The sequence below is a fragment of the Arthrobacter sp. TJ-240 genome, from assembly GCF_058269195.1.
Genome location: NZ_JBZCNG010000001.1, coordinates 747,012 through 773,649, shown reverse-complemented (window position 1 = coordinate 773,649; position 26,638 = coordinate 747,012). Strand labels below are relative to the sequence as shown.

Annotated in this window: 30 protein-coding genes; 15 read left to right on the top strand and 15 right to left on the bottom strand. The window is 65.2% G+C overall.

Going from position 1 to position 26,638, the window contains the following annotated elements; translation table 11 throughout:
* Positions 1-26: 26 nt before the first annotated feature.
* Together AC4D2C_RS03790 and AC4D2C_RS03785 are read left to right on the top strand one after the other, a co-directional pair.
* A complete protein-coding gene (locus AC4D2C_RS03790) occupies positions 27-1,205 on the top strand; it encodes an L-talarate/galactarate dehydratase (protein ID WP_490912716.1) in 1,179 nt (392 codons plus the stop codon).
* Positions 1,202-1,894: a FadR/GntR family transcriptional regulator gene (locus AC4D2C_RS03785; RefSeq protein ID WP_490912714.1), complete on the top strand. Its 693-nt coding sequence runs from the start codon at positions 1,202-1,204 to the stop codon at positions 1,892-1,894. The genes AC4D2C_RS03790 and AC4D2C_RS03785 overlap by 4 nt, the downstream gene beginning before the upstream one ends.
* A gap of 312 nt (positions 1,895-2,206) precedes the next feature.
* Here the strand turns inward: AC4D2C_RS03785 and AC4D2C_RS03780 are convergent, their stop codons facing one another.
* From AC4D2C_RS03780 to AC4D2C_RS03765, 4 genes are all read right to left on the bottom strand, one after another.
* Complete coding sequence (locus tag AC4D2C_RS03780) at positions 2,207-3,217, bottom strand: LacI family DNA-binding transcriptional regulator (RefSeq protein ID WP_490912712.1); 1,011 nt, start codon at positions 3,215-3,217, stop codon at positions 2,207-2,209.
* Positions 3,218-3,593: 376 nt separating this feature from the next.
* The gene (locus AC4D2C_RS03775; RefSeq protein ID WP_490912711.1) at positions 3,594-4,538 is read right to left on the bottom strand and encodes an SMP-30/gluconolactonase/LRE family protein; all 945 of its coding nucleotides are present in this window, start codon (positions 4,536-4,538) and stop codon (positions 3,594-3,596) included.
* A 194-nt stretch (positions 4,539-4,732) separates the two neighbouring features.
* Positions 4,733-5,773 carry a hemolysin family protein gene (locus tag AC4D2C_RS03770; RefSeq protein WP_490912709.1) on the bottom strand — a complete coding sequence of 347 codons (1,041 nt, stop codon included), beginning with the start codon at positions 5,771-5,773 and terminating at the stop codon, positions 4,733-4,735.
* Positions 5,770-7,176, bottom strand: coding sequence for a hemolysin family protein (locus AC4D2C_RS03765; RefSeq protein ID WP_490912707.1), 1,407 nt, complete (start codon positions 7,174-7,176; stop codon positions 5,770-5,772). The genes AC4D2C_RS03770 and AC4D2C_RS03765 overlap by 4 nt, the downstream gene beginning before the upstream one ends.
* A gap of 340 nt (positions 7,177-7,516) precedes the next feature.
* Here AC4D2C_RS03765 and AC4D2C_RS03760 point away from each other — a divergent pair, with 340 nt between their 5' ends.
* On the top strand, positions 7,517-7,693 hold the full coding sequence (locus tag AC4D2C_RS03760) for a CsbD family protein (RefSeq protein WP_490908805.1): 177 nt from the start codon (positions 7,517-7,519) through the stop codon (positions 7,691-7,693).
* Between the two features lie 206 nt (positions 7,694-7,899).
* Here AC4D2C_RS03760 and AC4D2C_RS03755 read toward each other — a convergent pair whose 3' ends face one another.
* Together AC4D2C_RS03755 and AC4D2C_RS03750 are read right to left on the bottom strand one after the other, a co-directional pair.
* Entirely contained in the window at positions 7,900-8,064 is a 165-nt protein-coding gene (locus AC4D2C_RS03755; RefSeq protein WP_490908804.1) for a hypothetical protein, read from the bottom strand.
* Positions 8,065-8,187: 123 nt separating this feature from the next.
* Positions 8,188-9,723 (bottom strand): LCP family protein, encoded by a 1,536-nt coding sequence (locus AC4D2C_RS03750; protein WP_490912706.1) that lies wholly within the window; start codon positions 9,721-9,723, stop codon positions 8,188-8,190.
* Positions 9,724-9,926: 203 nt separating this feature from the next.
* Between AC4D2C_RS03750 and AC4D2C_RS03745 the strand changes: the two genes are divergently transcribed.
* From AC4D2C_RS03745 to AC4D2C_RS03725, 5 genes are all read left to right on the top strand, one after another.
* Positions 9,927-10,928 carry a DUF368 domain-containing protein gene (locus tag AC4D2C_RS03745; protein ID WP_490912704.1) on the top strand — a complete coding sequence of 334 codons (1,002 nt, stop codon included), beginning with the start codon at positions 9,927-9,929 and terminating at the stop codon, positions 10,926-10,928.
* Entirely contained in the window at positions 10,925-12,124 is a 1,200-nt protein-coding gene (locus AC4D2C_RS03740; protein ID WP_490912702.1) for an AI-2E family transporter, read from the top strand. The genes AC4D2C_RS03745 and AC4D2C_RS03740 overlap by 4 nt, the downstream gene beginning before the upstream one ends.
* Positions 12,125-12,442: 318 nt before the next feature.
* Positions 12,443-14,230: a BCCT family transporter gene (locus tag AC4D2C_RS03735; RefSeq protein ID WP_490912700.1), complete on the top strand. Its 1,788-nt coding sequence runs from the start codon at positions 12,443-12,445 to the stop codon at positions 14,228-14,230.
* 178 nt (positions 14,231-14,408) lie between these two features.
* A complete protein-coding gene (locus AC4D2C_RS03730) occupies positions 14,409-14,789 on the top strand; it encodes a cupin domain-containing protein (RefSeq protein ID WP_490912698.1) in 381 nt (126 codons plus the stop codon).
* A 238-nt stretch (positions 14,790-15,027) separates the two neighbouring features.
* Positions 15,028-15,366 carry a hypothetical protein gene (locus AC4D2C_RS03725; protein ID WP_490912697.1) on the top strand — a complete coding sequence of 113 codons (339 nt, stop codon included), beginning with the start codon at positions 15,028-15,030 and terminating at the stop codon, positions 15,364-15,366.
* 35 nt (positions 15,367-15,401) lie between these two features.
* On the opposite strand, the gene AC4D2C_RS03720 is transcribed toward AC4D2C_RS03725, so the two are convergent.
* Entirely contained in the window at positions 15,402-16,025 is a 624-nt protein-coding gene (locus AC4D2C_RS03720; RefSeq protein ID WP_490912694.1) for a hypothetical protein, read from the bottom strand.
* On the opposite strand from AC4D2C_RS03720, the gene AC4D2C_RS03715 reads away from it, so the two are divergent.
* Complete coding sequence (locus tag AC4D2C_RS03715) at positions 16,024-16,620, top strand: TetR/AcrR family transcriptional regulator (RefSeq protein ID WP_490912692.1); 597 nt, start codon at positions 16,024-16,026, stop codon at positions 16,618-16,620. The genes AC4D2C_RS03720 and AC4D2C_RS03715 overlap by 2 nt on opposite strands.
* Positions 16,621-16,708: 88 nt before the next feature.
* Here the strand turns inward: AC4D2C_RS03715 and AC4D2C_RS03710 are convergent, their stop codons facing one another.
* Positions 16,709-17,161: a DUF7793 family protein gene (locus tag AC4D2C_RS03710; protein WP_490912691.1), complete on the bottom strand. Its 453-nt coding sequence runs from the start codon at positions 17,159-17,161 to the stop codon at positions 16,709-16,711.
* A gap of 203 nt (positions 17,162-17,364) precedes the next feature.
* Here AC4D2C_RS03710 and AC4D2C_RS03705 point away from each other — a divergent pair, with 203 nt between their 5' ends.
* The 4 genes from AC4D2C_RS03705 (at position 17,365) to AC4D2C_RS03690 (ending at position 18,803) form a co-directional block, all read left to right on the top strand.
* A complete protein-coding gene (locus tag AC4D2C_RS03705) occupies positions 17,365-17,538 on the top strand; it encodes a GntR family transcriptional regulator (protein ID WP_490913032.1) in 174 nt (57 codons plus the stop codon).
* 178 nt (positions 17,539-17,716) lie between these two features.
* A complete protein-coding gene (locus AC4D2C_RS03700) occupies positions 17,717-17,938 on the top strand; it encodes a hypothetical protein (protein ID WP_490912689.1) in 222 nt (73 codons plus the stop codon).
* A 144-nt stretch (positions 17,939-18,082) separates the two neighbouring features.
* Complete coding sequence (locus AC4D2C_RS03695; protein ID WP_490912687.1) at positions 18,083-18,550, top strand: hypothetical protein; 468 nt, start codon at positions 18,083-18,085, stop codon at positions 18,548-18,550.
* Position 18,551: 1 nt separating this feature from the next.
* Positions 18,552-18,803 (top strand): helix-turn-helix transcriptional regulator, encoded by a 252-nt coding sequence (locus tag AC4D2C_RS03690; protein WP_490912685.1) that lies wholly within the window; start codon positions 18,552-18,554, stop codon positions 18,801-18,803.
* Positions 18,804-18,868: 65 nt separating this feature from the next.
* On the opposite strand, the gene AC4D2C_RS03685 is transcribed toward AC4D2C_RS03690, so the two are convergent.
* The 4 genes from AC4D2C_RS03685 to AC4D2C_RS03670 all read right to left on the bottom strand — a co-directional run bounded on the left by AC4D2C_RS03685 (position 18,869) and on the right by AC4D2C_RS03670 (position 22,597).
* Entirely contained in the window at positions 18,869-19,546 is a 678-nt protein-coding gene (locus AC4D2C_RS03685; RefSeq protein ID WP_490912683.1) for a response regulator, read from the bottom strand.
* Positions 19,543-20,793 (bottom strand): sensor histidine kinase, encoded by a 1,251-nt coding sequence (locus AC4D2C_RS03680; RefSeq protein ID WP_490912681.1) that lies wholly within the window; start codon positions 20,791-20,793, stop codon positions 19,543-19,545. The genes AC4D2C_RS03685 and AC4D2C_RS03680 overlap by 4 nt, the downstream gene beginning before the upstream one ends.
* Before the next feature lie 35 nt (positions 20,794-20,828).
* Entirely contained in the window at positions 20,829-21,551 is a 723-nt protein-coding gene (locus tag AC4D2C_RS03675) for a hypothetical protein (protein WP_490912680.1), read from the bottom strand.
* 116 nt (positions 21,552-21,667) lie between these two features.
* Positions 21,668-22,597, bottom strand: a complete 930-nt coding sequence (locus AC4D2C_RS03670; RefSeq protein ID WP_490912678.1) for an ABC transporter ATP-binding protein — start codon at positions 22,595-22,597, stop codon at positions 21,668-21,670.
* 15 nt (positions 22,598-22,612) lie between these two features.
* Between AC4D2C_RS03670 and AC4D2C_RS03665 the strand changes: the two genes are divergently transcribed.
* Positions 22,613-22,927, top strand: coding sequence for a LysE family translocator (locus tag AC4D2C_RS03665; protein WP_490912677.1), 315 nt, complete (start codon positions 22,613-22,615; stop codon positions 22,925-22,927).
* On the opposite strand, the gene AC4D2C_RS03660 is transcribed toward AC4D2C_RS03665, so the two are convergent.
* Positions 22,917-23,495 carry a TetR/AcrR family transcriptional regulator gene (locus tag AC4D2C_RS03660; RefSeq protein WP_490912675.1) on the bottom strand — a complete coding sequence of 193 codons (579 nt, stop codon included), beginning with the start codon at positions 23,493-23,495 and terminating at the stop codon, positions 22,917-22,919. The genes AC4D2C_RS03665 and AC4D2C_RS03660 overlap by 11 nt on opposite strands.
* A 55-nt stretch (positions 23,496-23,550) precedes the next feature.
* Here AC4D2C_RS03660 and AC4D2C_RS03655 point away from each other — a divergent pair, with 55 nt between their 5' ends.
* Positions 23,551-24,705, top strand: coding sequence for an MFS transporter (locus tag AC4D2C_RS03655; protein ID WP_490912673.1), 1,155 nt, complete (start codon positions 23,551-23,553; stop codon positions 24,703-24,705).
* Positions 24,706-24,781: 76 nt separating this feature from the next.
* Here AC4D2C_RS03655 and AC4D2C_RS03650 read toward each other — a convergent pair whose 3' ends face one another.
* Both AC4D2C_RS03650 and AC4D2C_RS03645 read right to left on the bottom strand, forming a co-directional pair.
* Positions 24,782-25,417: a GNAT family N-acetyltransferase gene (locus tag AC4D2C_RS03650; RefSeq protein WP_490912672.1), complete on the bottom strand. Its 636-nt coding sequence runs from the start codon at positions 25,415-25,417 to the stop codon at positions 24,782-24,784.
* Between the two features lie 135 nt (positions 25,418-25,552).
* On the bottom strand, positions 25,553-26,461 hold the full coding sequence (locus AC4D2C_RS03645; protein ID WP_490912670.1) for a GAF domain-containing protein: 909 nt from the start codon (positions 26,459-26,461) through the stop codon (positions 25,553-25,555).
* Positions 26,462-26,638 lie beyond the last annotated feature (177 nt).

Genomic DNA, 26,638 nt, shown 5'->3' with positions numbered 1-26,638 from the left:
CCAAGTCTGCCGACGAAGGATGATTCATGACCGACACCAGATTTCAGAACCCCCTTGCCGGCCTATCAGGAGGAGTTGCAACCACAGACCGCATCCGACACGTCAAGCTATCGACCCTGACGCTGCCGCTGCCCACCCCGATCAGTGATGCCAAGGTCCTCACAGGTCGGCAGAAGCCGATGACGGAGATCGTGTTCCTCTTCGCCGAGGTCACCACCGAAAGCGACCACCACGGCATCGGCTTCAGCTACTCAAAACGCGCCGGCGGCCCTGCACAGTACGCCCACGCCAGGGAGATCGCCGACAACCTCCTCGGCGAAGACCCCAGCGACATCGGTCGGCTCTACCAGAAGCTCCTCTGGGCAGGTGCGTCGGTCGGGCGTAGCGGGGTTGCAACCCAAGCCATCGCCGCCCTCGACATCGCCCTCTATGACCTGAAAGCGAAGCGGGCCGGTTTACCCCTGGCGAAACTGCTAGGCGCCTATCGCGACTCGGTGCAGACCTACAACACCTCCGGTGGCTTTCTTCAGGCTCCGATCGATGAAGTGAAGGAACGCGCCACACAATCCCTCCAGGAGGGTATCGGTGGCATCAAGATCAAGGTCGGCCACCCGGATTCCCGGGTCGATCTCTCACGTGTCACGGCGATCCGCGAGCACCTCGGAGCGGACGTCCCGCTGATGGTGGATGCGAATCAGCAGTGGGACCGGCCGACTGCCATGCGCATGGGCCGAACCCTCGAACAGTTCGACCTGGTCTGGATCGAAGAACCCCTGGATGCCTACGACGCCGAGGGCCACGCCCAACTCGCCCAGGCTCTCGACACCTCGATCGCGACCGGCGAGATGCTCTCCAGCGTCAGCGAACACATCAGCCTCATCGAAAACCGATCCGTCGACATCATCCAGCCCGACGCCCCGCGCATCGGAGGCATCACACCCTTCCTTCGACTCGCCGCCCTGGCCGATCAGGCGGGACTGCAGCTGGCCCCGCACTTCGCCATGGAGATCCACCTGCACCTCGCGGCCACCTACCCCCGGGAGCCATGGGTGGAGCACTTCGAATGGTTGAACCCGCTGTTCAACGAACGCCTCGAAACCCATCAGGGACGCATGATCGTCCCCGACCGCCCGGGCCTCGGCTTCACGCTCAGCGCTCAGGCCCGTGCCTGGGTCACCGACACCGTAGAGTTCGGGAGGAAATGAGCAACCTCAGCACCACCGTCGCCGATTCACTCCGACAGCAGATCATCAGCGGGCAGCTGCACCCTGGAGACAAACTGCCGGCCGAAAGCGCACTCGAGCAGGAATTCAGGGTCAGCCGCACCGTGATCCGGGAAGCCTTGTCCCGGCTGCAGACCGCCGGACTTGTCGAGAAGTACCGGGGGAAGGGCACGTACGTCCTGACCCGCCCGAGCGGCCGCCCCTTCACCGCACCGGTCCAGGAGGCGCACAGCCACCAGGACCGCCTTGATCTGCTGGATTTCCGCATAGGCCTGGAGACGGAGACAGCCGCTCTGGCTGCGCAACGCCGGTCCACGGCGCAGCTGGGGGCTATCGGTGACGCCCTGAATGCCTTCGCTGCGTCACGGCAGAAACCGTCTGCAGCCGTCACGGCTGATTACGAGTTCCACCGCCGTATCGCCATCGCCGCGAACAACCGCTTCTACCTCGACCTGCTCGAGTCCCTCGGAACGACGATGATCGCAATGCCTCAGACTCGTCTGATGCACAGCGGTCCAGAAGCACAGGGTGCCCACTACGGTCGCGTGCTCGATGAGCACCAGGCGGTTCATGACGCCATTCAACGCAGGGATCCCCAGGGCAGCGCAGCTGCAATGCGGACACACCTGTCGAACTCGCGGGCACGCCTAGCTCCGATTCGCGCTGAGTGACCAGGAGCCCTTCTCCTGTTCCGGGAACTCGGTGCCGGCCGCGAATCAGGCGAAGCAGATTGTCCAGAAGCGGGAGGCGCCCGGAATCGATGCCGGTGAGCAGGGACCGGATGATCGGCTCGTTCCGTCCGGGTCCGAGGCCGGCGCGCCGCTCGACGGACGGGGCGCGGGCCTGAGCGCGGGTAGTAGATGTCGTGCAGTTCCAGGTGGCGGACCGCCATCCTGTCGTGCCGCCAATGAGTCCGGCACGGTGTGGCATTCACAACCCTGGTATCCGCAGGTTCGACACCCGGATGCGGTCCTCTGTCCGGACTACCGTCGGGGCGTACTTCCCCGGATGATCGTCTCGGTGGGAATCGGCGCAGGGCCATCACCGGTGTCCTCGCCTCGGGCGTCGTAGGCGGTTCCGGTCGCCAACTGGAGGGCGCGCCGTCCGACGTCCTCGAGGGGGATGCGCACCGTGGTCAGCGCCGGCGTGATGTCACGGACGGTCGGGATGTCGTCGTAGCCGGCGACAGCGATCTCCGTGCCGGGTTCGATCCCGGCGTCGCGCAGGGCGGAGACGACGCCCACGGCCATGACGTCGTTGACGGCGAACACCAGGTCCACCGACGCCCCCGAGGCAAGCAGCTGCTCGGTGCCACGGTAACCGCCGTCGCGCGTGAAGTCCGAGTGGATGATGCGCTCGGGCGGCACGGAGATACCGTGGTCGGCGAGTCCTGCCATGAAACCGGCAAGCCGATCCGCTGCCGTCCGGATCTCCGGCGGCCCGGCCACCACTCCGATGTCCCGGTAGCCGAGCTCCACGAGAGTGACGGCCAGGTTCCGGGCTCCGCCGAAGTTGTCAAGGAGCACGGTGGCGAACGGCGCCGCGTCCTGGCTGATGAACGCGACCTTGCCGCCCATGTCCTCGAAGGAGGAGAGCTCTTCGCGGAGCTGCTCCTCGAACGCGGAGCCCGAGGACCTCGAGCCGGCGAGGATCATCACGCGAGGCCGCTGTCCGCGCAGTGCCCGCACGATGGCCAGCTCCCGCTGCGCGTCACGACCGGTCACGGCGATCGTGACCACGAGACCTTCCTCGCTGGCCGCATCGATCACGCCGGCGGCGATACTGGAGAAGTAGGGGTCGGCGATGTCCGACACCAGGAGAGCGGCCGTGGTGGTGGTGCCCTTGGCCACCGCCTGGGCGAAGAGGTTCGTCGTGTAGCCCAGCCGCTGCGCCGCCTCGACGACGCGCTGCCGGTACGCCTCGTTGACCTTGCGCGCACTGCCGTTCAGGGACCTCGACGCCGTGGCGAGCGAGACGCCCGCTTCCCGTGCCACGTCGTGCAGTGTCGCGGGACTTCTACTCACCGGTGCCGACATCGCTTCAACTCCTGAAGATACGGGCGGCCAACCGCTGCGGTTACGCGTCCTGACGATCCTTGAAAGGGCCATTGTTGCATGGGGCAGAATGGATGACCCGGCGGACGAGCGAATGGTAAGCGCTTTCTCTGCTACTCCGATCGGGATCGCATTCCTGTCCGATGATGGCGGAACCGCAAAAGCCTGCATGTCGTCAGCACCCCCGCCTTCCCGTCTCCATACTGGGACCGAGCGCCCCCAGCGGCCTGTTTCGGGTTGGCGGCGGCCGCGCGTGCAGCGGAATGTCACCCTGGAATACTCGTGATAGCACCGAGCTGGGCGGTAACCGGCACGACTATCGGGCGGTGGCGGCCTTGCGCGCGACGTGGACGGCGTCCCGGGTCGTGGTGCGGATGCGGTAGAGGCTGGAGCTGGCCGCAATGTAAAGGGTGCGACCGTCGTCGCCACCGAAGCACAGGTTGCCGATCCTCTCCGGTACCGCGATCCGCAGGATCCGCTCCCCGGAAGGCGCGAAGACCTGGACGGCATCCAGGCTCGAACTCCACACGTTGCCGTGCTCGTCGACACGGATCCCGTCCGGCAACCCGGGCGAGACCTCGGTGAAGACGCTGCCGTTCTTCGCGTGCCGGCCCCCATGGACGTCGTAGGCGTGGATCGCGTGCCCTACCGGCCGGTCCGCGTCCACTTCGCCGCTCGCTGGGGACACGGACGAATCCGCGACGTACAGTGTCTTTTCGTCCGGGGAGAACGCGAGTCCGTTGGGAGCTTCGACGTCGATCACGACGGGCACGACGGAGCCATCGCGCGGGTCGAAGCGGAACACGTACCGGTCCCCGTACTCCTCCTCGCCGGCGTGCCCCTCGTCGGGCCGCATGATCCCGTAGGACGGGTCACTGAACCAGATGGTCCCGTCGGACTTCACGACGACGTCATTGGGGGAATTCAGCCGTACGCTCCCGAACCGGTCGACCAGCGTCCTCGGCGCGGGGCTGTCGCCCGGCCGTACCGAGAGATCACGCTGGACGGCACGGCGACCGTGTGAGCACTCCACCACGTTTCCCTCGAGATCGAGGGTGCGGCCGTTGGCGAACTCCGCATCGTCCCGGAAGACCGTCAGGTCGCCCGTCTCCTCGCTGAACTCGACGATCCGGTTGTTGGGGATGTCGCTGAAGCGGACAGCGCGGCGCTCCGGCAGCCACACCGGCCCTTCCGCCCAGAGGGTACCGGTGGCTACCCGTCGCAGCTCGGCGCCCCGCTCGAGTAGAGGTGTCGACGTCATGTGTATCCCCTAGGATGTCGGTGCCGATGGGACCGCTGGCGCACTGGAAGCGATGCCCCCTGGCATGGTGCTATGCAGCCTTGGTTCCGTGTTCTGCCTTGACAGGCGACTTTATCGGACGTTCGAGCGACCGACCGCGTCGGGCGGCACAGGACCGGTTGGGGCCGTCCCTGTGCCGCCCGACGGTGTTCTGCCTAGACGCTGCTGGTGGCGTCCTGTACTTCGCCGACGAGTTCTTCGAGGATGTCCTCGAGGAAGAGCATGCCGGTGGTGTTACCTTCGGCGTCGAAGACTCGGGCGATGTGTGCGCCGGTCCGGCGCATGGTTGCCAGGGCGTCTTCGAGGTCGCTGCTGCGGTATGCGGAGGCGAGCCGGCGGATACGTTTTTGTGGGATCGGTTGAGTGAAGGCCTCGGGTGTGGTGAGGTCCATGACGTCCTTGAGGTGCACGTAACCGACCGGTTCGCCGGAGACGGTGAGGATGTAGCGGGAGTACCCGTGCGCGTCGACGGTTCCCTGGATGTCGGCGGGGCTCGCGGTTTCGGGCAGGTGCACGATGTCCTGGATGGGCACTTCGACGTCGGCGACGGTCTTCGAGGTGAACTCGAAGGCGTTGGTCAGGGTTCCGCTGCCATCGGCGAGGAGGCCTTCCTTCGTGGACTGCTCCACGATGGTCGCGACCTCGTCGAGGGTGAACGCGCTGGTCGCCTCGTTCTTCGGTTCGACCTTGAACAGGCGCAGGATGCCGTTGGCGATGCCATTGAGGGTCCAGATGACGGGTTTGACGACCTTCGACACGAACACCAGCGGGGGTGCGAGGAGCAGGGCTGCCCGGGTGGGGACGGAGAAGGAGATGTTCTTCGGGACCATCTCACCGAGGACCACGTGCAGGAACGTGACCAGGAGCAGGGCCACGACGAACGCGATCACGCCGATGGCTTCGGGTGGGATCGGGGTCAGTGCCAGCGGGTATTCGAGGAGGTGGTGGATCGCCGGTTCGGAGACGTTCAGGATCACCAAGGAGCACACGGTGATGCCGAGCTGGCTGGTGGCCAGCATCAGCGTGGCGTGTTCCATCGCCCAGAGCGTGGTTTTCGCGGCTTTGCTGCCCGCGTCGGCCTTCGGCTCTATCTGGGAGCGGCGGGCGGAGATGACGGCGAATTCCGCGCCGACGAAGAAGGCGTTGGCGGCCAGCAGGATGAACAGCCAGATGATGCCGGGCAGGTACTCACTCATCGGGCGGCGTCCTTCACGATACGTTCGACGACTTGGTCGTGGGCGTTCTTCGGGCCATTCGGGGTGTTCGAGGACTGGGCCGGCTCGGCCGGGGTGAAGCGGATGCGTTCCACGTGTGACCCGACGACACGCTCGACCCGCAGGGTCCCGCGGTCGAGGTTCGCACCGTCCAGTGTCTCGCCGTCGAGGTCGACCTCGTCGCCGAGTTCGGGCATGCGGTCCAGGACGTCGGTCATGTACCCGGCGATGGTGTCGTAGTCCTCGCCCTCGGGCACGTCGATACCGGTGCGTTCCTTCAGCTCGTCCGGGCGCAGTGACGCGTCGAACGTGACGGATTTACCGGTGCGGATCACGCCCACGTGCGCGCGGTCGTGTTCGTCCTCCAGCTCACCGACGATCTCCTCGATGAGGTCCTCGAGGGTCACGATGCCCGCGGTGCCACCGTGTTCGTCGGTGACGATCGCGACCTGCAAGCCCTGTCCGCGAAGGAGACCGAGGAGTGTGTCCACGCTCATGGACTCCGGCACCCGCAGGGGCTCGACCATCAGCTTGTCGGCGGTCACGATGTGCCGTGCGTCCAGGGGGACCGCGAAGGCCTGCTTGAGGTGGATGACGCCACGGATGTCGTCATTGTCCTGCCCGATGACAGGAAAGCGGGAGTACCCGGTGCTGACGGCTGTCGCGATGATGTCAGCGGCGGTGTCGGAGAACCGCACGGACGTCATACGCACCCTGGGTGTCATGACGTCATCGGCCGTGTGGTCCGAGAACAGCAGGGTGCGGTGCAGGAGTTCGGCGTGGTCCTGATCCAGGGACCCCTCGAGGGCTGAGCGGCGCACCAGGGACGAGAGTTCCTCGGCACTGCGTGCCCCGGAGAGTTCCTCCTTCGGTTCGATACCGAAGGAGCGGATGATCTTGTTCGCAGTGTTGTTGAACAGCAGGATCACGGGTTTCAGGACCATGGTGAACAGGGCCTGGAACGGGACGACGAACTTCGCCGTCTGCCGCGGCAGGGCCAGGGCGAAGTTCTTCGGCACGAGCTCACCGATGACCATGGAGAACACGGTGGCCAGGAAGATCCCCACGACCGCGCCGATGCCGGGCACGATCGATTCGGGGACGCCCGCACCGAGCAGTGGACCGCGGAGCAGCGAACTGATGGCGGGCTCGAACGTGTACCCGGTGAGCAGCGTGGTCAAGGTGATGCCGAGCTGGGCGCTCGAGAGGTGCGTCGAGGTGATCTTCAACGCCTTGATAGTAGGCTTCAGGCCCTTTTCACCGCGAGCGTCGCGGGCTTCCAGATCGCCTCGGTCGAGGTTCACGAGGGCGAATTCGGAGGCCACGAACATGCCGGTGCCGACAGTGAGGATCAGGCCGACGCCGATCATGACCAACTCATACATGGTGCGCCCCCCATCCTCGATCGGCCGGCGGTCCGGCGGTCAGGCAGGTGAGGGGCACGGGTCTATGTGAAGGAGGGTCGTCCATGATGCACAAAATCATACCAACGCTGGATGAGAAGTGGATGGGAGAAGGACGATCCAGGGGACGCCCTACCATCCCTGCCCTGCACTGGCTGGGTGCTGGCGCTCTTAAGCCGATAGCTCAAGATCAAGAACGAAGGCCTGGAGCGGGGCGGCAGCCTGTGAGCTGTGGTCCGCTTTTCCGAGCCGGGTGTGCCTAGAGTAGGATAGTCGGCCTATCGGCCGGTCGACCACTGAAGTCAACCGTAGGGAGAACATCATGGGACTCGACGACAAGATCAGCAACGCCGCCCAGAAGCTCGGCGGACAGGGCAAGGAAGCCGCCGGCAACGCCACCGGCGATGAGAACCTCAGGGCCGAAGGACAGGGCGACCAGGCAAAGGGCGACCTCAAGCAGGCCGGCGAGAAGGTCAAGGACGTCTTCAAGAAAGACTGACCACACCGGGCAGCGCTAACCGCCGTGAGTCAGTGAGCACGAAAGGGAGCGTACCGACCAGGTGCGCTCCCTTTGTTCTGCCCGCCCGATCCCTCGGCCCGGTGTCGTCAGCGGCATACGCGCGGTGAATCGATTCGGGTGTTCCGCGGACCTGGGGCCCAGCGAGAGCGGCAAGGCTCAGCGGGTCTCAGGTTCCGGACGGATGCCTAGCGGCGTGCCCCGGATCGGACGCGCTGCACCAGGAAGAGGGCCACGGATGCGACGAGAACGACCAGCCCTACGTAGAGCAGGAACTTCAGGGTCTCGACTGCTACGCCGAGAATGAGCAGGACGAGGGCGACGAGGGCGAGAACGATCAGTAGGGATTTCATGGTTCCAGTATGTCGGGCCACCTGGCTCAACCCCGAATCGGTCGTAGCCGGCGCCCCGTCCGCTTCGAGCCGTGACAGTTCTGATGCCCCGACGGTTGCTGTGCGTGATGGAGTGCAGGGGTCCTAGCCGAACGGATTGGTGTCCTGGCAGGACACCTGGTCGGCCGTCTGGTTGATCGTGCCCGTGACGTCAGGGGCTTTGAGCTTGTCGATGCCATCCCGGGCGTCGTTCCCGAGGTAGACCTGGATGCCGTTCACGGATTCATCCGGTGAAACGACGTGCGCGGGGATACCGAGTGCTGCGGCGAGGGTGTTCGCGGCGTCAGCGTAGCCGTCGCTGTAGTAGACCCCGGTCAGCGGCGTGGGTGGCGCCGGGATGTCCTGCACCTGGGTGAACCCGGCGGCCTGGAGCTGGGGCCACAAGGTCGCACCGGTGGCCGTGCCGCCGCTACCGTCCGCGACGGTCACGGGTACCAGACCCGGCGCCGGCCCCTCGCCCTGACCGGGCGCGTCCCCGGCGGATGGTTGTCCGGCGCCCTCATCGTCGGTGGTGCCGGCCGCGGCCACGGTCAGGTCAGCATCGGCGCGCAGCGCGGTGAAGAGTCCGGCGGCGATCGGCGCGTCGAGGGCGAGGCGGTTGGGATCGGCTGCGGGGACTGTGGGCACTGCGATGAAGTTGACCTTTCCCGGATCGATGTCCTTCATCCGATCGGCGATGGTCACCATGGCGGGGATGGAGGCGAGCCCGCTATCGACCGAGAGGTTGCTGGTCAGTGCGTCCGCGATCGCGAGGATGCGCTGAGGGTTCCGTAGTGTTCCCTCATCTTTCATCTTGCGGGTCAGCGATCCGAGGAAAGCCTGCTGGGCCTGAATCCTGCCGAGATCACCTCCGTCGCCGAAAGCAGCCCGCGCACGGAGGAAAGCCAGGGCTTGCTCCCCCTGCACGCTGGAGGTACCCGCGGGTAGTTTGAGACCTGATTTGGGTTCATCGATGGCCTCGGTGACGCAAACGTCCACCCCGCCCACGGCATTGGAGAGCTCGGTCACAGCGTGGAAGTCCGCCAGCATGAAGTGGTCGATCTCCAGCCCGGTCAGTTCATTGACCGTGTCGACCGCGCACCCCGGGCCCGCGTCGTGCATCGCGCTGTTGATCATGGAGCCCGGCCGCTCCTCGAACTGTCGACCGGTCCGCCCATCGACGCAGGAGGGGATATCGACCAGAAGGTCTCGCGGGAAGCTCAGGACGTTGACAACCGAGTTGTCCTCCGCGAGGTCGAGCAGCATCATGACATCCGACTGTCCGTACCCTTCCGCATCGTCCTCGGAGCCATACTCCGCGTTGGGACCACTTCTGGTGTCCGACCCCAGGACCAGAATCTGCAACCGGTCCGTCCGGTCGTCCGCGACACCCTCGGTGCGACCACCACCGGCATTGAGATCGAACGAGTCGACGTTCGTGACCAGCCGAACGGTCCAGTAACCGGCGAACACGACGACGGCAGTCACTGCGCTGAGGGCGATGAGGGAGACGAGGCGAAGCCAACGCGGGCGTGGAGGTTGCAAGGGGGCCGAGGTCGCCGCTACGAGGCGGCCCTGCTCGGGGTAGGCCAGGCGCCGGTCAGTGGCAGGGCCTGAAGCGTGATCTGGTTCGCTGGTCAAGCGTGTTTCCTCCGAGTCGGGGTCCGTCCGCGCAGGCAGGACCGTGCAGACCGGGCGATACGGGCTGCCACGATAGCAGTCGGGTATGGACGTCGACTGGGAGACCGTATCCGAGTCGCGCTTCGTCATCGATTCCGTCACGGGTCGGTCATCCTCGATGCCGGGTTCGACGCCGAACGGACCGGGTGCGTACCGTAGAAACAGTGACTCCTTCCTCGTCGACCGCGCACAGCCCGAAGAACCGACTGGCGTCGACTGCCGGGCACGCCGCACGAGGCGCCCTGATAGGCCTGGTCGAGCTGGTGCCAGGCGTCTCCGGTGGCACGGTCGCGCTCGTCCTGGGGATCTATGACCGCCTCGTCGTCTCGGCGCACAACCTCATCCGGGGCGCCGTTCTCACCCTCACGCGGATGGGCGGCCGCCGTGGTCGGTCAGCGGCCGCATCTCGATTCGCCGGTGTTTTCGCCGGCGTGGAGTGGCCGCTGATCCTGCCGCTGGCCGTCGGCATGTTCCTGGCGCTGTTCGCTCTGTCCGGTCCCCTGCATTCCTTCGTCGAGACGGAACCTGTCATCTCAAAGGCATTGTTCCTCGGCATGGTCTCCGCGAGCCTGCTGGTCCCGATCAGCATGATCCGCGCCTCCGGCCCCTCCCGTCCTCACCACAGGCCAGTGACACTGTTCTCCGGCTTGTTCTCCGGGCCGGCCGTCGTCCTCGTCGTCGCGGTGGGCGTTTTCCTGCTCCTGGGTCTGCCCACCCTCGCGGTGGAAGAGCCATCCGGCTGGGTCATCGTCCTCAGCGGGGCCGCCGCAGTCTGCGCCCTGGCGCTTCCCGGGCTCTCCGGATCCTTCGTCCTGCTTACCTTCGGAATGTACGAACCGACCCTGGCCGCAGTCAGCGCACGCGAGGGAGGCTACCTGGCTCTCTTCGTCACCGGCGCACTCCTCGGACTCGTCTCGGTGGTGCAACTGCTCACCTTCCTCCTGCGTGTTCACCGACGCGCGGTTCTTCTGGTCGCTACCGGCCTCATCCTCGGTTCGCTCCGGGCCCTCTGGCCGTGGCAGGACGGAAGCACCCTCCTGGCACCGGCTGCAGGAGATTGGGCGGGTCCTGCGCTCACCTTCCTGGCAGGCGCACTGGTGGTGCTCGCCCTGTGGTGGCGGGACCGCTCCAGGAACGCCGGCCCGGTGTCCGGAGGACAAGCATGACCGTGCAGCCCGAGCCTGAGGAGAAGGACCGCGGGGAACATCGTCCGGGAGCCACGACGTCGCGCGCCATGATGCAGCGAATCCGCAGCGGTGCGGTGCTGGCGGCACTGACGACGACGACAGCGGTCCTCGGGCGGATCCTCATCATCGCGATCACGGTCGCGGGCCTGTTCTACCTCCTGTCGGCACTGTGGGTCGTCGTCCTCCCACTGATTCTCGCCCTGCTCCTTTCCTCGATCCTGTGGCCCGTCAACAAGCTGCTCCGTCGCGTTCTGCCTGCCGCGGCCGCCGCCGCGATCACGGTGATCGCCCTGCTGGCCGCAGCACTCGGAGTCGGGTGGACCGCCGCGGTTCTCTCCATCGACGGCGTGCGGGATCTTTCGATACAGGCCGTGGACAACATACGGAACCTCGGCGACTTCGCCGAGACCCTGCCCTTCGCCGTCCCTGACGTCGACGAACTGCTCACCTCGGCCCTGGCATGGCTTCGCGAGAACGTAGGCGCGATCTACAGTCAGGTCTCCTCAGGCCTCGGCACGGTCGGGTCGATTACGGTGACGACGCTCCTGAGTCTTGTCCTGACGTTCTTCTGCCTCAAGGACGGCGACCATTTCTCAGGTTGGATGCTGCGGTGGACGACCGGCACGGTGTTCGTCCACGCCGCCGAGGTCCTCTCCAGAAGCTGGAGGGCACTATCCGCCTACGTGTCCTCGCAGGCGGCCGTAGCGCTCGTCGACGCCCTGTTCATCGGAGTCGGCCTCGCGGTTCTCGGCGTCCCACTCGCCCTGCCCCTGGCAGTCCTGATCTTCTTCGGCGGCTTCCTTCCCGTCATCGGAGCAGTAATCACCGGATTCCTTGCGGTACTCGTGGCACTGCTCTCCGACGGCTGGGTCACCGCACTGATCGTTCTTGGCATCGTGCTGCTGGTGCAGCAGCTCGAAAGCAACGTGCTGCAGCCGATCCTGGTCGGCAAGTCCCTCAAACTGCACCCCGCTGTGGTCCTGACCGGAGTGACCGCCGGCGGATCCCTCTTCGGAATCGTCGGAGCATTCCTGGCTACGCCCGTCATAGCCGTCGCGATGGTCGCCTTTCAGTACGCGCGGGAACAGGTCCTCGAATCCGCCTCGACACCCCACACGGACGCGGGTGAAGACCTCATGAGGACCGAGACCGAAGCCGCGACCTCCGATTCATGATCGCCTCGGCGTCCACATCCCCGACCCAGGGGCAATGAGGCTCCGGGTCCGCGCAGCAGGGTCCCGACATAACGATTGGCTCACATCCTTCCGCCCTCGCCCGGGACGGCCCGTGCTACCGGTGTGCGCCGTCCTGACACCGATCCATAGGAGTGGCTGATGGTCGGAGATGACTCCTGACAGGAACCGGAGCGGTGTCTGCGCCCCTCTGGACGGTTCCGGTTGAGGACACGATCGCTACGCTGGATGCCGGTCCGAAACGATCCCGGCTGACACAGGATTCATGGCTGCGGGTCGTCCACACACCTCAGAAGGAGCATGACAGTGAGCATCAAGTCGCGGGATGAAGCCGCCATCAGCCCGCCCCAGCGCCCGGCCGAGGCAGCGGGAACCATCACCGCATCAAGGGCGCGACTGGCGTTGCCGGTATTCATTCCAGCGTCGGTGCTGATCGTACTTTTCGTTGCGTTCGCCCTCATCGCACCGGACACGGCCTCCTCGCTCTTCGCGGGCATCCAGAAGAACGTCATCGGTGCGTTCGGCTGGTACTACGTGGCCCTCGTGGCCTTCTTCGTCGTGTTCGCCCTCTGGGTCGGATTCAGCCGTTACGGTGACATCCGCCTCGGCAAGGACGAGGACAAGCCCGAGTTCTCCACCATGTCCTGGTTCGCGCTCCTCTTCGCGGCAGGCATGGGTATCGGTCTGGTGTTCTGGGGGGTGGCCGAACCGCTCAATCACTTCGCGAGCCCTCGTCCTGGAGTCACCGGTTCCGACATCCAGTTGGGCCAGCAGGCCATCACGCAGACCTTCCTCCACTGGGGACTTCACGCGTGGAGCATCTACGTCGTCGTCGGCCTCTCCATCGCCTATGCCGTCCACCGGCGTGGCCGGCCCATCTCGATCCGTTGGACCCTCGAACCACTCCTGGGTGATCGCGTCAGGGGTGGTTGGGGCCACGCGATCGACGTCGTCGCCCTTGTCGGAACCCTGTTCGGAGTCGCGACATCCCTCGGACTCGGTGTCCTCCAGATATCCTCCGGCCTGGAGAGCGCCAACATCCTCGCGGCCACCGAGGCGACGCAGGTGGGGCTGATCCTCTGCATCACCACCCTGACCATCGTGTCGGTCGTCTCCGGCGTCGGGAAGGGGATGAAGTGGCTCTCCAACATCAACCTCGTGCTCGCAGCGCTGCTGCTGCTCGTGGTGCTCTTCGCCGGCCCCACCCTGTTCCTCCTGCGCGAGTTCGTCCAGTCGATCGGCCATTATCTGCAGAACGTCGTCGGCCTCACGTTCAACACGCTGGCGTTCTCCGGCGCGGAAGGTGAGGCATGGCAGGCTTCCTGGACCACCTTCTACTGGGGCTGGTGGATGTCATGGGCGCCTTTCGTCGGGATCTTCATCGCCCGCATCTCCAAGGGACGGACGGTACGGGAGTTCGTCGCCGGCGTCCTCCTCGTCCCCACGACGCTCGGATTCCTGTGGTTCTCCGTCATGGGTGGGTCCGCGATCTACCGCGAGATCTTCGGGCAGGGTGGCCTGATCGCGGATGACGGCTCCGTGGACACCGAGAACGCGCTGTTCGGGCTTCTCGGTAGCCTTCCCGGCGGTCCGGCGTTGCTGATCGGCGCCATCCTCCTGATCGCCATCTTCTTCATCACCTCGGCGGACTCGGGAGCCCTGGTGATGAGCATGATCTCCACGGGCGGTGACTCGAACCCGCGGAACTGGATCCGCGTATTCTGGGCGGTTCTTGCAGCGCTGGTCGCCATCGCCCTGCTGTTGGTGGGCGACACCGGACTCAGCTCGATCCAGACCGCGGCCATCCTCACAGCCCTGCCATTCAGCGTCGTCATGCTCCTCATGTGCGTCGCTACCGCCAGAGCCTTCCATGGCGAGCACCGGGCGTGGCAGGCCGCGCAGCGCAAGGCCGCTGCCGCGGCGATGGCGGACCGCGTCAGCGACCAGGTCAACGAGTCGATGTCGGACCAGGTCGAACGGCAGGTCCAGGAACACCTGGCGGACTACACCCGGGAGCAGGAGCCCACGAGCGCACTCGCGGACAGCACCCGGGATGCCCCGAGGTCGAATCCTGTCCCGCCTGCCTGAGCCTGTTCATTGTCGGTTCGTCCCTCGGCCTGCTGGGCGGGCAGGACAGGCCGAGGCCATACCAGGCAGCCCGAGTGCATGTGGCAAGGGGCAGTACCTCCACACATCCTGGTCACACCAGACCATTGCCTTGATACGTTCATGCCGAAGCAGCACGCGTATCCAGGAGTTCGACATCATGACCACCGCACCCACCGTCAGGCATATCGACGAAGCGACGCAGGAAATCTGGTCGGACGCCCGAGGCCGCATCTCGTTCAGGACCCTGATCGGGGACGGCACCACGTCGACCACGCAGCTTTGCTCGGGTGTCGCTCACCTCGGGCCGGGCGGCTGGCTGAGTCTTCACCGCCATGCCGCCGCCGAGGTGTATCAGGTGCTCACCGGCGAAGGGGTGGTGAGCCTGGCGGGCAAAGACCACACAGTACGGGCCGGCTCAGGCGTCTACATCCCGTCGGATGAAGAACACAGCATCCGCAACACGGGCGACGGCCCCCTCGAGTTCATCTACGTCTATGCCACCGACTCGATCACAGAGGTCGACTATGTCTGGTCCTGAATGAGCTCGTCAGTTGAGGTGGTTCACTTGCTCTTCGATGGGGATGGAGCCTGGAACCGTGATGCCCAGTTCTACGTCCTTCTGTCCTTCGATTTCGATCCGCAGGTCTCCTGAGATCACGAGGAACATCTCGTCTTCATCGTCGTGCGCGTGCCAGACGAGTTCGCGGAGACGGGCACGCGCACGACGATGCCGGTGTAACCGGGTCCCCTGGTTGCTCCTTGCAGGTTTCGGAGCAGTGGCTGCGTGGTGGGTCGGCGCAGCGGCCGCGCCATCTCCCGGCGAGAACTACGACTCGCCGGCGACAGGTGGGCTCGTCCTGGCCATGGTGTTCGTGATCATCTATCTGATCCAGAGAGAAACCGGCATCCGATTCAGGAGCATGGGGCTGCTGGCCGGGTTGGCCCTGGTCGGTATCGTCGTCAGTTGCATGGCGCTGTTCAGCATCTCTCTCGGCCTGGTGTCCTTCGGCCTGCACTGGGCCCTCACCCTCACCAGCATCATGGCGTTCGCCCTCACGACGTGGTTGGCTTCAGTGGCCTACCGCTCCGCAGCCCAGAGACTCCGCCGTGGATGAGATGCGCTTCGACGACGTCATTCACGCGCCGGCGATCAGGGCGAGGAGGCGCTCATGGCGGTGGATGGGGCCGACCTGCGCGGCCAAAGGGTGTAGCTCAGTGCCCAGATGAACTCGGCGGCGACAGCGATTCCGAGGATGCCATTCCACCCGGTCATTGCTTCGGTGCGAACCGGGTCATCGATCCACCAGGTTATTGCGGCGAGGATTCCTCCGGCGATCAGAGCAGCCCCGAGCGTTCGCAGGAAGTCAGCCCAGCACCGCTGTGTGTACTGCGCCCCGGTGATCCTCGACGGTGCGGGACCACCGGCAAACCGATGGGCAAATCGCGTATCAGCCCAAGCAACCATCCGGTGGCCGTACGTCACGGAGAACCCGATGTAGAGCGCGGCTAGGCCATGGTGCCAGGAAGCCGTAGCACCCGTCGACAGGTGGACGGTGACTGCCACCAGAAGCACCACATCGATCAGTGGAGCGCAGAGGAGCAGGACAGCTCCGAGCCGTCTGGCGCCGAGGATGTATCGGGCTGCCAGACCGGAAAGAACGGCGACCCAGAAGCCGACCTCGCACGCGATGATGACACCCAGGATCACGATTCCCCCTTTTTGGTACGACCGTGCCACGAAGTTATCACACGATCGTGCCAAAATGAGGGTCATGCCCAAGTTGATCGACAAACCAGCACGGGAACGGCTGGTCGGAGAGGCCGCCTGGCGGGTCGTCGTGCGTGACGGGATCACCAAGCTCTCCGTCCGTAATGTCGCAGGGGAGGCCGGCATAGCGGCCGGATCATTGCGCTACCTGTTCCCGACGCAGGAATCCCTGCGCGTCTACGTGCTGGACCTCGTCCGTCAGAGGGTTCTGGATCGCATCGCCGCGATCGAACGTGCTTCATCCATGCGGCAGACGGTGGAGGAATACTTCTCCCAACTCCTACCGCTCGACGCCGAGCGACGCGTGGAGATGGAAGTCTTCCTCTCGGTAGGGGTTCTTGCCTTCACTGATCCGGTGCTACAGCCCGCATACGATCGGGCGCATCAGGACCTACGGGGAGGGTGCTTGAAGTTTCTCGAACTGCTCACGGCGGATTCCAGATACAGCGGGCTTGACCCGGTGGCCGAGGCAGCGCGCACCCACGCCGTGATCGACGGGCTTGCTCTTCACCTCATCCGGCAACGCAGGAACGAAGACACGGGCTGGGCGTCGAAGGAACTCGCCCGCCATCTCGACTCCCTCGCCATGGTCGCTGCGTGAATCACATCGTGACTTCCAGGAGAAAGCACTGTACTCACCGCGCACCGTATGCACTGCGCACCGCGCGATCAGCAGAGGTGCGACCGATTCAGGCTGCTCGCCGCTTCCTCGGGCGGAATGGGTCGAGGTCGACGGTGAGACTGAGGGCGTGCGGAACAGGATCCGCGCACACGAGATCGTGCATCATGCTCAACCACTGCAGCGCCAGGGTTTCCTCAGTGAAGTACTCACCCGGATACACGGCACGCAGATAGGGGGCTGCGAGCACCTCGTCCATCGCCCCCTGACCGAGCATCGCCGCGGCGAGGATGTTCCGCGACGAGGACAGCACCTGGCGGGCGTCGGCGCTGATGTTCATGATGTGGTCGACCACGAGTAGGACGACGTACTGCCGATTGTCCGTCAGCTCGAAGCTGCGCCTCAGGATCATGAGCGCGTCCGCTTTCGAGATGGAGACATCCGCCTTGGCACGCACAGAGACGGCGCACCGCTCGAAACGGACGACGTCGAAGCGGTCATCGAAGGTGTAGGCGTTGATCACAGGACTCTTCCTCGGTCGACAGGGGGCGCAGCACTACCGAGGCAGCGTCGGTACACCAACTCAACGCATCAGCATTGTGAGACCAGTCGGAAAGAACCAGTCCCTGATTCTACTGACCAGCCCTGCTCCCCGCCAGCTTCGACCACCGGGAAACCAAGGTGCGAAGCAGCAGCCGGCGTCCTCCCGACAGCCCGTGATGCCACCTGCCCGAGGGACGCCTGCCGGCGGCCAAAGCACTCGGCGCATCGCTGGGCGCAAGTCTGCGCACAGTTCTGCACGCCTATCAGGACCTGCGTCACCAGGGCCTGATCGAGTTACGCCGGGGACGCGGCGCTGTCGTCATAGCCCCGGAGACGGATAGAACACCTCGCCCGTGACCGAGTCAGATCCGTGGTTCTGGCTCGGCGTGTTCCTACCCACAACCGGGGTGCTCCTCGGCGCCCTCGCGCTCACCCTGAGCTGAAGCGGTCCGGCAGACTCACCGGATGGGGGCGCCGGCTTTTCATTGCGGCCCTCTCGGCCATTTCCGTCTTCACCACCGCGTCGCTCCCCGTCATGCTCAGCGGCCAGGTCGGACTCACGGACCCACTGCTTGCCCCCGATCCGCGGACCATGATGGGCGTCACCGCCGCCCTCAGCCTCCTCCACGGTGCCCTCGCAGCCCTCATCACCGGCGGACGCCTCCTCGCCACCCCGACCGAGGGCACCAACCCCACTCCGGCCCTCGAGCTAGGACCGAACAAGATCGCCGGCTGGACCACCACCACGACCGCCTAGCTTCCTTGGTTCGCGCCCTCCATGCGTACCTCTGGCCAGGCTGACCACCCCCTGCGGCAGGCGGATACCGCACCTGTTGACGGCCAGCATCATGTAAAGCACACTGGACTATGTAAAGCGACATGTACATACGAGGGGGCAGCGATGACGGATCAGGGCGTACGCACGAAGTGGGGTCGCACGACCTTCGGAGCAGGGCGGTACCCGGCCATGGCGATCGCTCTCCCGTGCGGGATCGTGATCGGCGCCCTGCTCGGTGTTCTGGCTGCCATGCTCGGTGTCGGTGGATCCGACCCCGTGCTTGTAGGAGCAGTGTTCGCCGTCTGCCTCGCACCCCCTTCGACGATGCTGGCCTACCTCCTCGTGGTCGACCGGTCGACCATGACGGGCGCTGCCGAGCGACCGGAGGAGTCCGTGGAGGCGGGCTGGTACGAGAAGGCAGCTGCCGGGGCCTTGACGGATATCGTCCTTGTCGCCGGAGTCACCGCGACCGTCCTTTCCTTCATCCCGGAGGAATTCGTCCTGGACCCCAGTCTCCTGCTGGCCGCCGTCGTCGCCCTGGCCTTCCTCTCGGTCGCGGTACGTTACCTGCTCCAGCGATACCGAGGCTGACGTGCGGAACCTGGTCAATGAATCCCGCACGCGGCTTCAGTGGTCCCAGCAGAAGCTCGCCGACGAGCTCGGCGTCTCCCGTCAGACGATCATCTCCATCGAGCGCGGGCGCTTCGATCCGTCATTGCCGCTGGCCTTCCGGCTGGCGGCGATCTTCGGGACGTCCATCGAAGAGCTCTTCTTTCCCGACGACGCATCCTCCGTGGGAGCGGCCGCAGACGCATCCGCCACCTCCGTGGATTCCCAGGCATGAGCACCACCGCCGTGGCTGGTGCGAGTTGAGGGTCCCGTCGGTGACGGGAAGCAGTGGGGTTCGTGTTACGTGGGTTGCTGGCCGACGACACCGGTTTCGTAGGCGCGGATGACCGCTTCAACTCGGTTGCGGAGGCCGAGTTTGGAGAGCACCCGCCCGACGTTTGCCTTGACGGTCGACTCGCTGAGGTACAGAGTCGCTGCGATTTCGCTGTTGGTCTCGCCTTGACCGATGAGGACGAAGATCTCGCGTTCCCGTGCAGTGAGCTCGGACAGTGCGTCGTCGTCTGCCTTGGTGGTCCGATGCGCAAGGAGGTGCGGCGCGGCGATCTGGATGAGTTTCGCGGTGATGCGTGGGGACACGGCAGCGTCTCCGGAATGAATGGCGCGTATTGCGGCTACGAGATCGTCAGGGCGGGTGTCCTTCAGCAGGAAGCCGGCCGCCCCGGCCTCGAGCGCACCGAAAGCGTATTCGTCGATGTCGTAGGTGGTGACGACAAGGACGCGGGTGTCCGGATGGAGACGAGTGATGCGTTCGGTTGCTTCGATGCCGCCGATTCCCGGCATGCGGATATCCATGAGTACGACGTCGGGCTGGAGCCGGCCGACAGCGCTGACCGCTTGTGCGCCGTCGGACGCTTCACCCACGACGACCATTCCGGGATTGACGTCCAGCATCAATCTGAAGCCGTAGCGGACGAGTTCCTGGTCGTCGACGAGCAACACCCGTATGTCGTCGCTCATGGTTGCGGTTCCTCGCGTCGTAGTCGTACGAAGACGCGCCACCCGCCATCTTCGTGGGGTCCGGCCTCCACCGTCCCAGCGTAGAGTGTCGCTCTTTCCCGGATGCCGAGAAGGCCGCGGCCTGTAGGCGAGGGCATTGGTGCGGGCGCGGGCGCGGGCGGTGCGGTGTCCCGGACGAGGATAGTCACTGCTTCCGTAGCCCACATGACCGTCACCGTGACGTCTTCAACCCCGCGGGCGTGGCGGAGGACGTTCGTCAGTGATTCCTGCACGATCCGATAAACGGTGAGGCCAAGACCGGGGTCGGTCGAGGGCACCCCTGTCACGCTGAGTCGTACGGGCAGTCCGGCTGATGCGAACTCGGCTGCGAGCGCGGTGAGGTTGGACGCAGTCGGTTGCGGTGTGTGGTCCTGCGCTGAACTCTGCTCGTCGCCTCGAACACCCCCGAGGAGGCGGCGCACTTCCACCAGGGTTCGGCGGCCGGTCTCGGCAACTCGTCCGATTGCTGCTTTCGCTTCAGCGGGGCGTTCGTCTGCGACAGCGTGCGCACCGTCGGAGACGGCGATGATGACTGAGAGGCTGTGCGCGATGACGTCGTGCATCTCGCGCGCAATGCGTTCGCGCTCGAGGGCTCTGGCGATCTCTCCTTGTTGATCCCGCTCGCGCGCCAGTCTGTCCGCTCGGTCGAGGAGCTCGCCGACATGGCGTCGCCGGTGTCCCACGTTCATTCCGAGCAGTGCCGCGATCAGCAGTGCCGCGGCGATGATCAGATAGGCGTTCGCCCAGTCCAACAGCGGATCCCTGGTCAGGACTCGCGGGGCCAACCCCAGAATGGGCGGCCCGATGATCCCCCGAACGGACAAGGCCATCGCCCCTATCGCACCGCAAACCATGGCAACACCGAAATAGGTCCAGCCGACCCTTCCTGTTCGGTGCACCCCGGCGGTGTACACCGCCATCACGGCGAGCAGTAATTCAGCACCCGAACCGCCGGCCAGGGAGAGCACCGACAGCACCATCGCGGCGGTGAAGGTCAGGCCCGGATTGCCACGACGGGTCAGGAGGACCATGAGACCGCCGACGCCCAGTACGACCATCGACCATGAAGGCGTGATGTGCGGTGGCTCGGAGGACAGGAGCGCCATGCCGATGGCCAGGCCGGCATACAACGTCAGGGTGAGGGTGTCCGTGATCTGCGCACGACCAGGACGAGTCCAAAGGGGGGTGCTGCGATCGCGCGACGCCACAGTCAGGGCGCCGCGCGATCTGTTCTGCGCGAAGATCAGGCGTCCTTACGACGTAGCTGGATGAATCCCATGAGAAGGAAAAGACCCGCCCAGGTGGCTGCGACGAGCCAGCCGGCACCCGCGCTGACGTATCCGTCTGCCAGATCCATGAAAATCCCTCCGTCATCCGGGGCGTTGGACATTGCATCGCCGGCCTTCGACATCGACAGGAGGTGGAAGTTCCTGACCAGCGATGAAGCAGGAAGGACGGACAATACGATCGGTAGCAGCAAGATTATCGAGATGACAGTCGCTACCCCAGCAGCGACAGAACGCAACAGGGCGCCGATGCCCAGACCGAGAACGGCCGAGAGGCCGATGTAGACCGACCCGCCGATGAGCGCGGACATCACCCCGGCGGACGTCAGGCCCACCTCGATCCCGAGGGCGGTGAACATCGGATAGGTCACGGCCCATGAGCCGAACATCGCAACCAGGGCTGCGGCGGTCACGATGAGGAACAGTACGACCGCTTTGGCGGCGAGGACGGTGCCTCTGCCAGGGACCGCGAGGAGCGTCGATTGGATCGTCCCGCTCGAGTACTCACCGCTGATGATCAGGACCCCGAGAACCCCCGCCAGGAGCTGCCCGAACAACACGGTTCCGATAGTGACCTGATCCAGTATGAAGCCCACCGAGGGCTCGCTCGGCACCCCGGCGCTCTCCGCGGTGACACCCAGGACAGAACTGATCGCGACCCCGAGGACGACGATGGCCACCAGAAGGCTGACTGTCGATCGAAGACTCGTGAGCTTGATGGACTCGGACAGGAGGACGTCGACGAACCTCGGAGTGTTCTTCGCGGGAGCGGTCACGCGTCGGGCTTCGAGCACGTTCATTCGTGTGTTCCTGTCCCTGAGGTGCTCGATGATCGGTATTCGACGTCTTCCGCGGTGAGGGCGATGTAGGCGTCTTCCAGCGAACCCGATATCGGGGTGACTTCGTAGAGGACGACCCCGCCCGCTGATGCAGCAATAGCGACCTGTTCAGCGCTCAGCCCAGTGATCTCGATGGCACCATCGGTCAGAACCGAGAAGATGATGTCAGGCCCGGTGATCGTCGTCATCAGACGATCCGGGTCAGGAGTACGCACTCGAGTCACGGAACGAGTCGCCCCGGAAATGACGCTGCCGATGGAGTCATCCGCCAGGATCCTGCCTCGCCCGATCACGATGAGCCGGTCGGCGGTCTGAGCCATCTCGCTCATGAGGTGCGATGACAGCAACACCGTTCGGCCCTCGGCCGCCAGATCCCGCATCAATGTCCTCACCCACCGGACGCCCTCCGGGTCCAAGCCGTTCACGGGCTCGTCGAGGATGATTGTTGCCGGATCGCCGAGCAGGGCAGTAGCTATACCCAATCGTTGACTCATCCCGAGGGAGAATCCACCGACACGCTTGCCTGCGACCGAATCGAGTCCGGCCAGGCCGATGACCTCGCGCACTCGAGGAGCTCCGATCCTGTGCGTGGCCGCGATCGCGAGGAGGTGTCTGTACGCCGAGCGGCCACCGTTGACGGCCTTCGCATCCAGCAGCACACCGACCTCCCGTAACGGTGCCCGATGCTCGTGGTACAGGCGCCCGTTCACCGCCACCCGGCCCGCGCTCGGCCGATCCAGACCGACGATCATCCTCATCGTCGTGGATTTCCCCGCCCCGTTCGGCCCCAGAAAGCCCGTGACCTGCCCGGGTTCGACCGTGAAGTCGACCGCATCGACCGCAACCTTGGTCCCGTAACGCTTCACAAGCGCTTCTGCCACAATCATGTTCTTCTCTTTCGCATGCGAACCACGCTAGGCGTGCTCGCCGGCGAACACATCGGACCTGGGTCCCGCCGTGATCGGCAGTGCAGTACCTGGGTACTGCACTGCGGATCAGGGCGTGCCCCCTTGATCTCACTCGCTGCCGCGATCTTCCTCGTCGCGCCATGGCTGTTCATCGCCCTGAAAGTGGCCGGCGCCCTCTACCTGCTCTGGCTGGCCTACAAGACACTGCGACCGGGCGGCATATCCCTGTTCGAGTCGGGCGGGCTTCCCCGCGATTCCTCGAGCAAGCTCTTTCGCATGGGACTGGTCACGAACCTGATCAGCTGGTGAAGGTACTGGCTGTAAGGTCGGCGATTCTCCGGCCGTGGGAGATCGGATCGGTGGGACTGCCGCGCAGGAAGCTTGTCAGGGTCCCGTTGTAGATGAGCAGAATCGCCGCTGCCAGGTCCTCTGCGCGGGCCCCGGCCAGTGGTTCTGAAAGCCTTCGGAGGCGCCGGGTGAGCAGTGCCGTGTCGGCGCCGATCAGGTCACCTGCCGGATGGGCGGTACTGGAGATCTCCACAGCGGTCGACAGAAACGCGCACCAGCGGACGCTGTGCTGGCGTGCGCGGTACAGCTCCAGGGCGTCGAAAACCGCCAGCAGACGATCCTGATCGGAATTCGCCGCTCTGATCGCCTCATCCCAATAGGCCTCCCAGATCTCGAGCCGCCGCTGAAGGCTGGCCTGGAGCAGGCCGTCCTTACTGCCGAACTGCGCGTAGAGGGTGGCAACGGAAACGCCCGCTCGTTGAAGTACCTCATCCACCCCGGTCCTGGCGATGCCGTTCAGAAAAAAGAGTTCGTCCGCGGCATCCAGTAGCCGCTGCCTCGCCGATGACTGCCTGGCTTGTACTTCCATGGCGTCCACTATAACGTCGGTTCTACTATAACGGTCGTTCTACCTGGGAGGCGGAGTGCGCACCAATCTGCCGTTCGTCATCAGTGCTACTGCCCTGATCGCGGCCACCTACGGGCTGAGTCGTTTCGGCTATGGATTATTCGCTCCAGCCTTCGGCCGATCCTTCGACCTGACTCCCGCGGTCACCGGCACCATCTCCAGCGGCAGCTTTGTCGCTTACTGCATTGCGGCAGCCGCGGCGTACCGCATGACCGGCGCACCCCGCCTGACAGTGCTCCTTGCTGGAGCGGTCGCGGCCGCGGGCAGCATCGGAGTGGCACTCTCAGGGTCCGTGACGGTTCTGGCGGTCAGCATGCTCATCGCCGGCGCCGGCGCGGGGTTCGCCTCACCCGGCCTGGTCACGCTGGTCGAGGAGAAGATCAGCTCATCAGATGCCGCCCGGACACAAGCGGTGGTCAATTCAGGCACAGGATTCGGTGTCGTCATTGCCGGGCCCCTCGCCCTCATCCTCACCGATCAATGGCGGACAGCCTGGTGGATCATCACCATCATCAATATCAGCGCCACCATTGCCGTACTGGCTACGGGCCGACGATCCGCAGCAGTCCCACGGGCCCAAGAACGCCCCACCTTCCGCATCGCAGACCTCAGACCCCTGCTTCTGGCCGCGGCTGCCGCGCTCCTCGCAGGTGTCTCCAGCGCCGCCGTCTGGACCTTCGGCCGGTCCCTGGTGGTCACGCAAGGACAAATGACCGAACCCGAAGCGACCGTCTTCTGGGTGTGTCTGGGAGCGGCCGGCATCGCAGGCGCCTTCTCCGGCGATCTCGTCACCAGATGGGGTCTGCGAACGGGATGGATCACCACCACGACACTGATGGGTTCGGCCACCCTGGTCATCGGTGCCTGGCCCGCTGACGTCACAGCCGTGTACGTCGCCGGTGGGGCGTTCGGCGCCAGTTACGTCGCGCTCAGCGGAATCCTGATCGCCTGGGCCACCCATGTGCTTCCTGGACGCAGCGCAGCCGGAACCGCGGCCCTCTTCATCACGCTGGCCCTCGGCCAGGCCCTCGGGGCACTACTCATCGGTGCATTGCTGGGGATGGTAGGCCCCACAACGGCTTTTGCCATCTCTGCCGTGATCGCCGGTGCAAGCATCGCCCCGGCGATCCGTGGCACGACCCCTACCCGACCGAATTCCCGCGCCCGGTGAGGGATCGTCCGACGGGTTGTCGAACGGGACGCCCGGTGGCGGGACGGTCGAAGTGCAACTGCTGCCCGTCGACCTCCTAGTGCCGGCCGGCGAGGAGCCTGTACTGGGGGTTGTCGGCGAAGAAAGCCGAAGCCATGGGGCATCGGGGGGTGAGGCTCAAACGGCGTTTGTGGGCGTTGAGCACGACGTGACGCATGAGGGTCGCGCCGATCCCCTGGTCCTGGAATCCGGGCTGTTCCACGCCGTCGAGGAGCACGATCCGGGCGCCGTTCATCGTGTACTTCAGCCATGCGGCGAGGGCGCCGTCGATAATCAGCTCGAACCGGCAGTACAGGGCGTTATCGCGGAACGTCTCCTTGAGCTCGAGCGCGAGATCGGGACCGCGGGTTGCGGCCTGCCGAGCGCGGCACTCGAGTTCATCGACGATCGCTTCGTAATGATCCATGGCACCGGCGGGCGGATGTCCGGTGTCCATGAGTTTGAAGGCCTGGTTGGCCAGGACGCGCAGTTGTCGGGTCGATCGTGCTGCAAGGCCTCCATGGAACCGGTCTTCATCGAGCAGCGTGGTGTCGCGCTCATGACGGGCAGTCTGCGACTCGGGTTCCTCATGACCGGCCGGAAGGTCGGCCAGCGAGAGCGTAGAGCCCGACTCGACCGGCGTCGTCGTCGTGCGAGTGGGACTGGTGTGGACTGGGTGCAAAAGTTCTGTCATAGCCGTTCCTGTATGGGTCAGAACCATGGCCTTCGTCTAGACCCCGGTGTCTGCAAGAGAATATCGAGAAGACACCCGAAAGCAAACCAAGCCGGCTGACGACACTGCCGGGCGACCGGAATCGGCGGCCCCGGCCTAGACCCAGAGTTCGAGCTGGACCTGCCCGGCCAGACGCCTGAGGACCTGCACATCCTCCTCGGTGAAGGTGCGCGGTCGCTCGTCGATGAGGCAGAGGGTACCGATACGCCAGCCGTCGACTGTGCTGATGGGGTGGCCTGCGTAGAAGCGAATCCGGGGCCCTCCGGCTACGAGGGGATGATCCCGCCACTGCGGGGCGACGGTGGCATCAGGAATGACGAGAGTGCGGTCCTTCTCGATGGTCTTCGCGCACAATGCCAGGCCCCGTGGAAGGTCCTGGCCGATAGGTCCGACGACGGACTTGATGACCTGTGCGTCCTCGGTGATCAGGGCGATGGAGGCCGAGCTGACGCCGAAGTGCTCGCGGGCCTGCCGGGTGATCCTGTCGAAGCGTTCCTCCGGCCCGGTCTCGAGCAGCCTCGACTCGTACAACGCGTGGACGCGCCGGAATTCGGCCTCGTCCGGGTCAGGATCATGTCGGGCTTCGGCATGAGTGGGGTCAGCGGAATCAGCGGAATCAACGGAATCAACGGAATCAACGGCAGGAACACCAGCGCCGGCGCCGTGGTCCCCGACCGGCGGGGCGGTGAAGTCGTAGCCGTCGGGGGAGAGTGCCAGATCGCGGAGGTATTCGCTGTAGCCGGAGAGCGAAGCGACGTCCTGGTCGCTGTAGTGCGCGCCGTCGACCGTGGAGCCAGTGCTGTCGAGCAGTTCGTTGATGGCCTGGGCGAGCAGGTCCCGCTCGGGTGTGGAAAGCATCACCAGGCCGGACAGGTATCCCTGGATCTCCAACTCGTCGGCTTCGCCTGCGAGTTCGGAATACGTCGTCAGGACATCTTCGAGGTACAGGGCGGCGGCGCGGACGGCCTGGATCGCGCTCCACTGCTGCACATACTCATCCAGCATGCCTGATTCCTCCACCAACTCATTCGGGTTTCCCTGCAGGGCGCTCCGACGGAATGCGCGCTACGGATCAAGATTAGCGCTCTGCGTGTCCTGCGTGGTCGGACCGACCATGAGCAGGAAATTGATGCGAGCCCTTGAACATGCAGAACGCCTTCGTCCCGAGCGGGTCGGGGCCCC

Excerpts from the sequence above, each read along its gene's own strand:
- AC4D2C_RS03685 (WP_490912683.1), bottom strand. The coding sequence starts at position 19,546 with ATGAGCGACGACATACGGGTGTTGCTCGTCGACGACCAGGAACTCGTC.
- AC4D2C_RS03720 (WP_490912694.1), bottom strand. The coding sequence starts at position 16,025 with ATGACCCTCATTTTGGCACGATCGTGTGATAACTTCGTGGCACGGTCG.
- AC4D2C_RS03650 (WP_490912672.1), bottom strand. The coding sequence starts at position 25,417 with ATGACAGAACTTTTGCACCCAGTCCACACCAGTCCCACTCGCACGACG.
- AC4D2C_RS03775 (WP_490912711.1), bottom strand. The coding sequence starts at position 4,538 with ATGACGTCGACACCTCTACTCGAGCGGGGCGCCGAGCTGCGACGGGTA.
- AC4D2C_RS03695 (WP_490912687.1), top strand. The coding sequence starts at position 18,083 with ATGACGGATCAGGGCGTACGCACGAAGTGGGGTCGCACGACCTTCGGA.
- AC4D2C_RS03755 (WP_490908804.1), bottom strand. The coding sequence starts at position 8,064 with ATGAAATCCCTACTGATCGTTCTCGCCCTCGTCGCCCTCGTCCTGCTC.
- AC4D2C_RS03785 (WP_490912714.1), top strand. The coding sequence starts at position 1,202 with ATGAGCAACCTCAGCACCACCGTCGCCGATTCACTCCGACAGCAGATC.
- AC4D2C_RS03670 (WP_490912678.1), bottom strand. The coding sequence starts at position 22,597 with ATGATTGTGGCAGAAGCGCTTGTGAAGCGTTACGGGACCAAGGTTGCG.
- AC4D2C_RS03700 (WP_490912689.1), top strand. The coding sequence starts at position 17,717 with ATGCTCAGCGGCCAGGTCGGACTCACGGACCCACTGCTTGCCCCCGAT.
- AC4D2C_RS03765 (WP_490912707.1), bottom strand. The coding sequence starts at position 7,176 with ATGTATGAGTTGGTCATGATCGGCGTCGGCCTGATCCTCACTGTCGGC.
- AC4D2C_RS03730 (WP_490912698.1), top strand. The coding sequence starts at position 14,409 with ATGACCACCGCACCCACCGTCAGGCATATCGACGAAGCGACGCAGGAA.
- AC4D2C_RS03790 (WP_490912716.1), top strand. The coding sequence starts at position 27 with ATGACCGACACCAGATTTCAGAACCCCCTTGCCGGCCTATCAGGAGGA.
- AC4D2C_RS03760 (WP_490908805.1), top strand. The coding sequence starts at position 7,517 with ATGGGACTCGACGACAAGATCAGCAACGCCGCCCAGAAGCTCGGCGGA.
- AC4D2C_RS03740 (WP_490912702.1), top strand. The coding sequence starts at position 10,925 with ATGACCGTGCAGCCCGAGCCTGAGGAGAAGGACCGCGGGGAACATCGT.
- AC4D2C_RS03645 (WP_490912670.1), bottom strand. The coding sequence starts at position 26,461 with ATGCTGGATGAGTATGTGCAGCAGTGGAGCGCGATCCAGGCCGTCCGC.
- AC4D2C_RS03770 (WP_490912709.1), bottom strand. The coding sequence starts at position 5,773 with ATGAGTGAGTACCTGCCCGGCATCATCTGGCTGTTCATCCTGCTGGCC.
- AC4D2C_RS03715 (WP_490912692.1), top strand. The coding sequence starts at position 16,024 with ATGCCCAAGTTGATCGACAAACCAGCACGGGAACGGCTGGTCGGAGAG.
- AC4D2C_RS03665 (WP_490912677.1), top strand. The coding sequence starts at position 22,613 with ATGCGAACCACGCTAGGCGTGCTCGCCGGCGAACACATCGGACCTGGG.
- AC4D2C_RS03660 (WP_490912675.1), bottom strand. The coding sequence starts at position 23,495 with ATGGAAGTACAAGCCAGGCAGTCATCGGCGAGGCAGCGGCTACTGGAT.
- AC4D2C_RS03735 (WP_490912700.1), top strand. The coding sequence starts at position 12,443 with ATGACAGTGAGCATCAAGTCGCGGGATGAAGCCGCCATCAGCCCGCCC.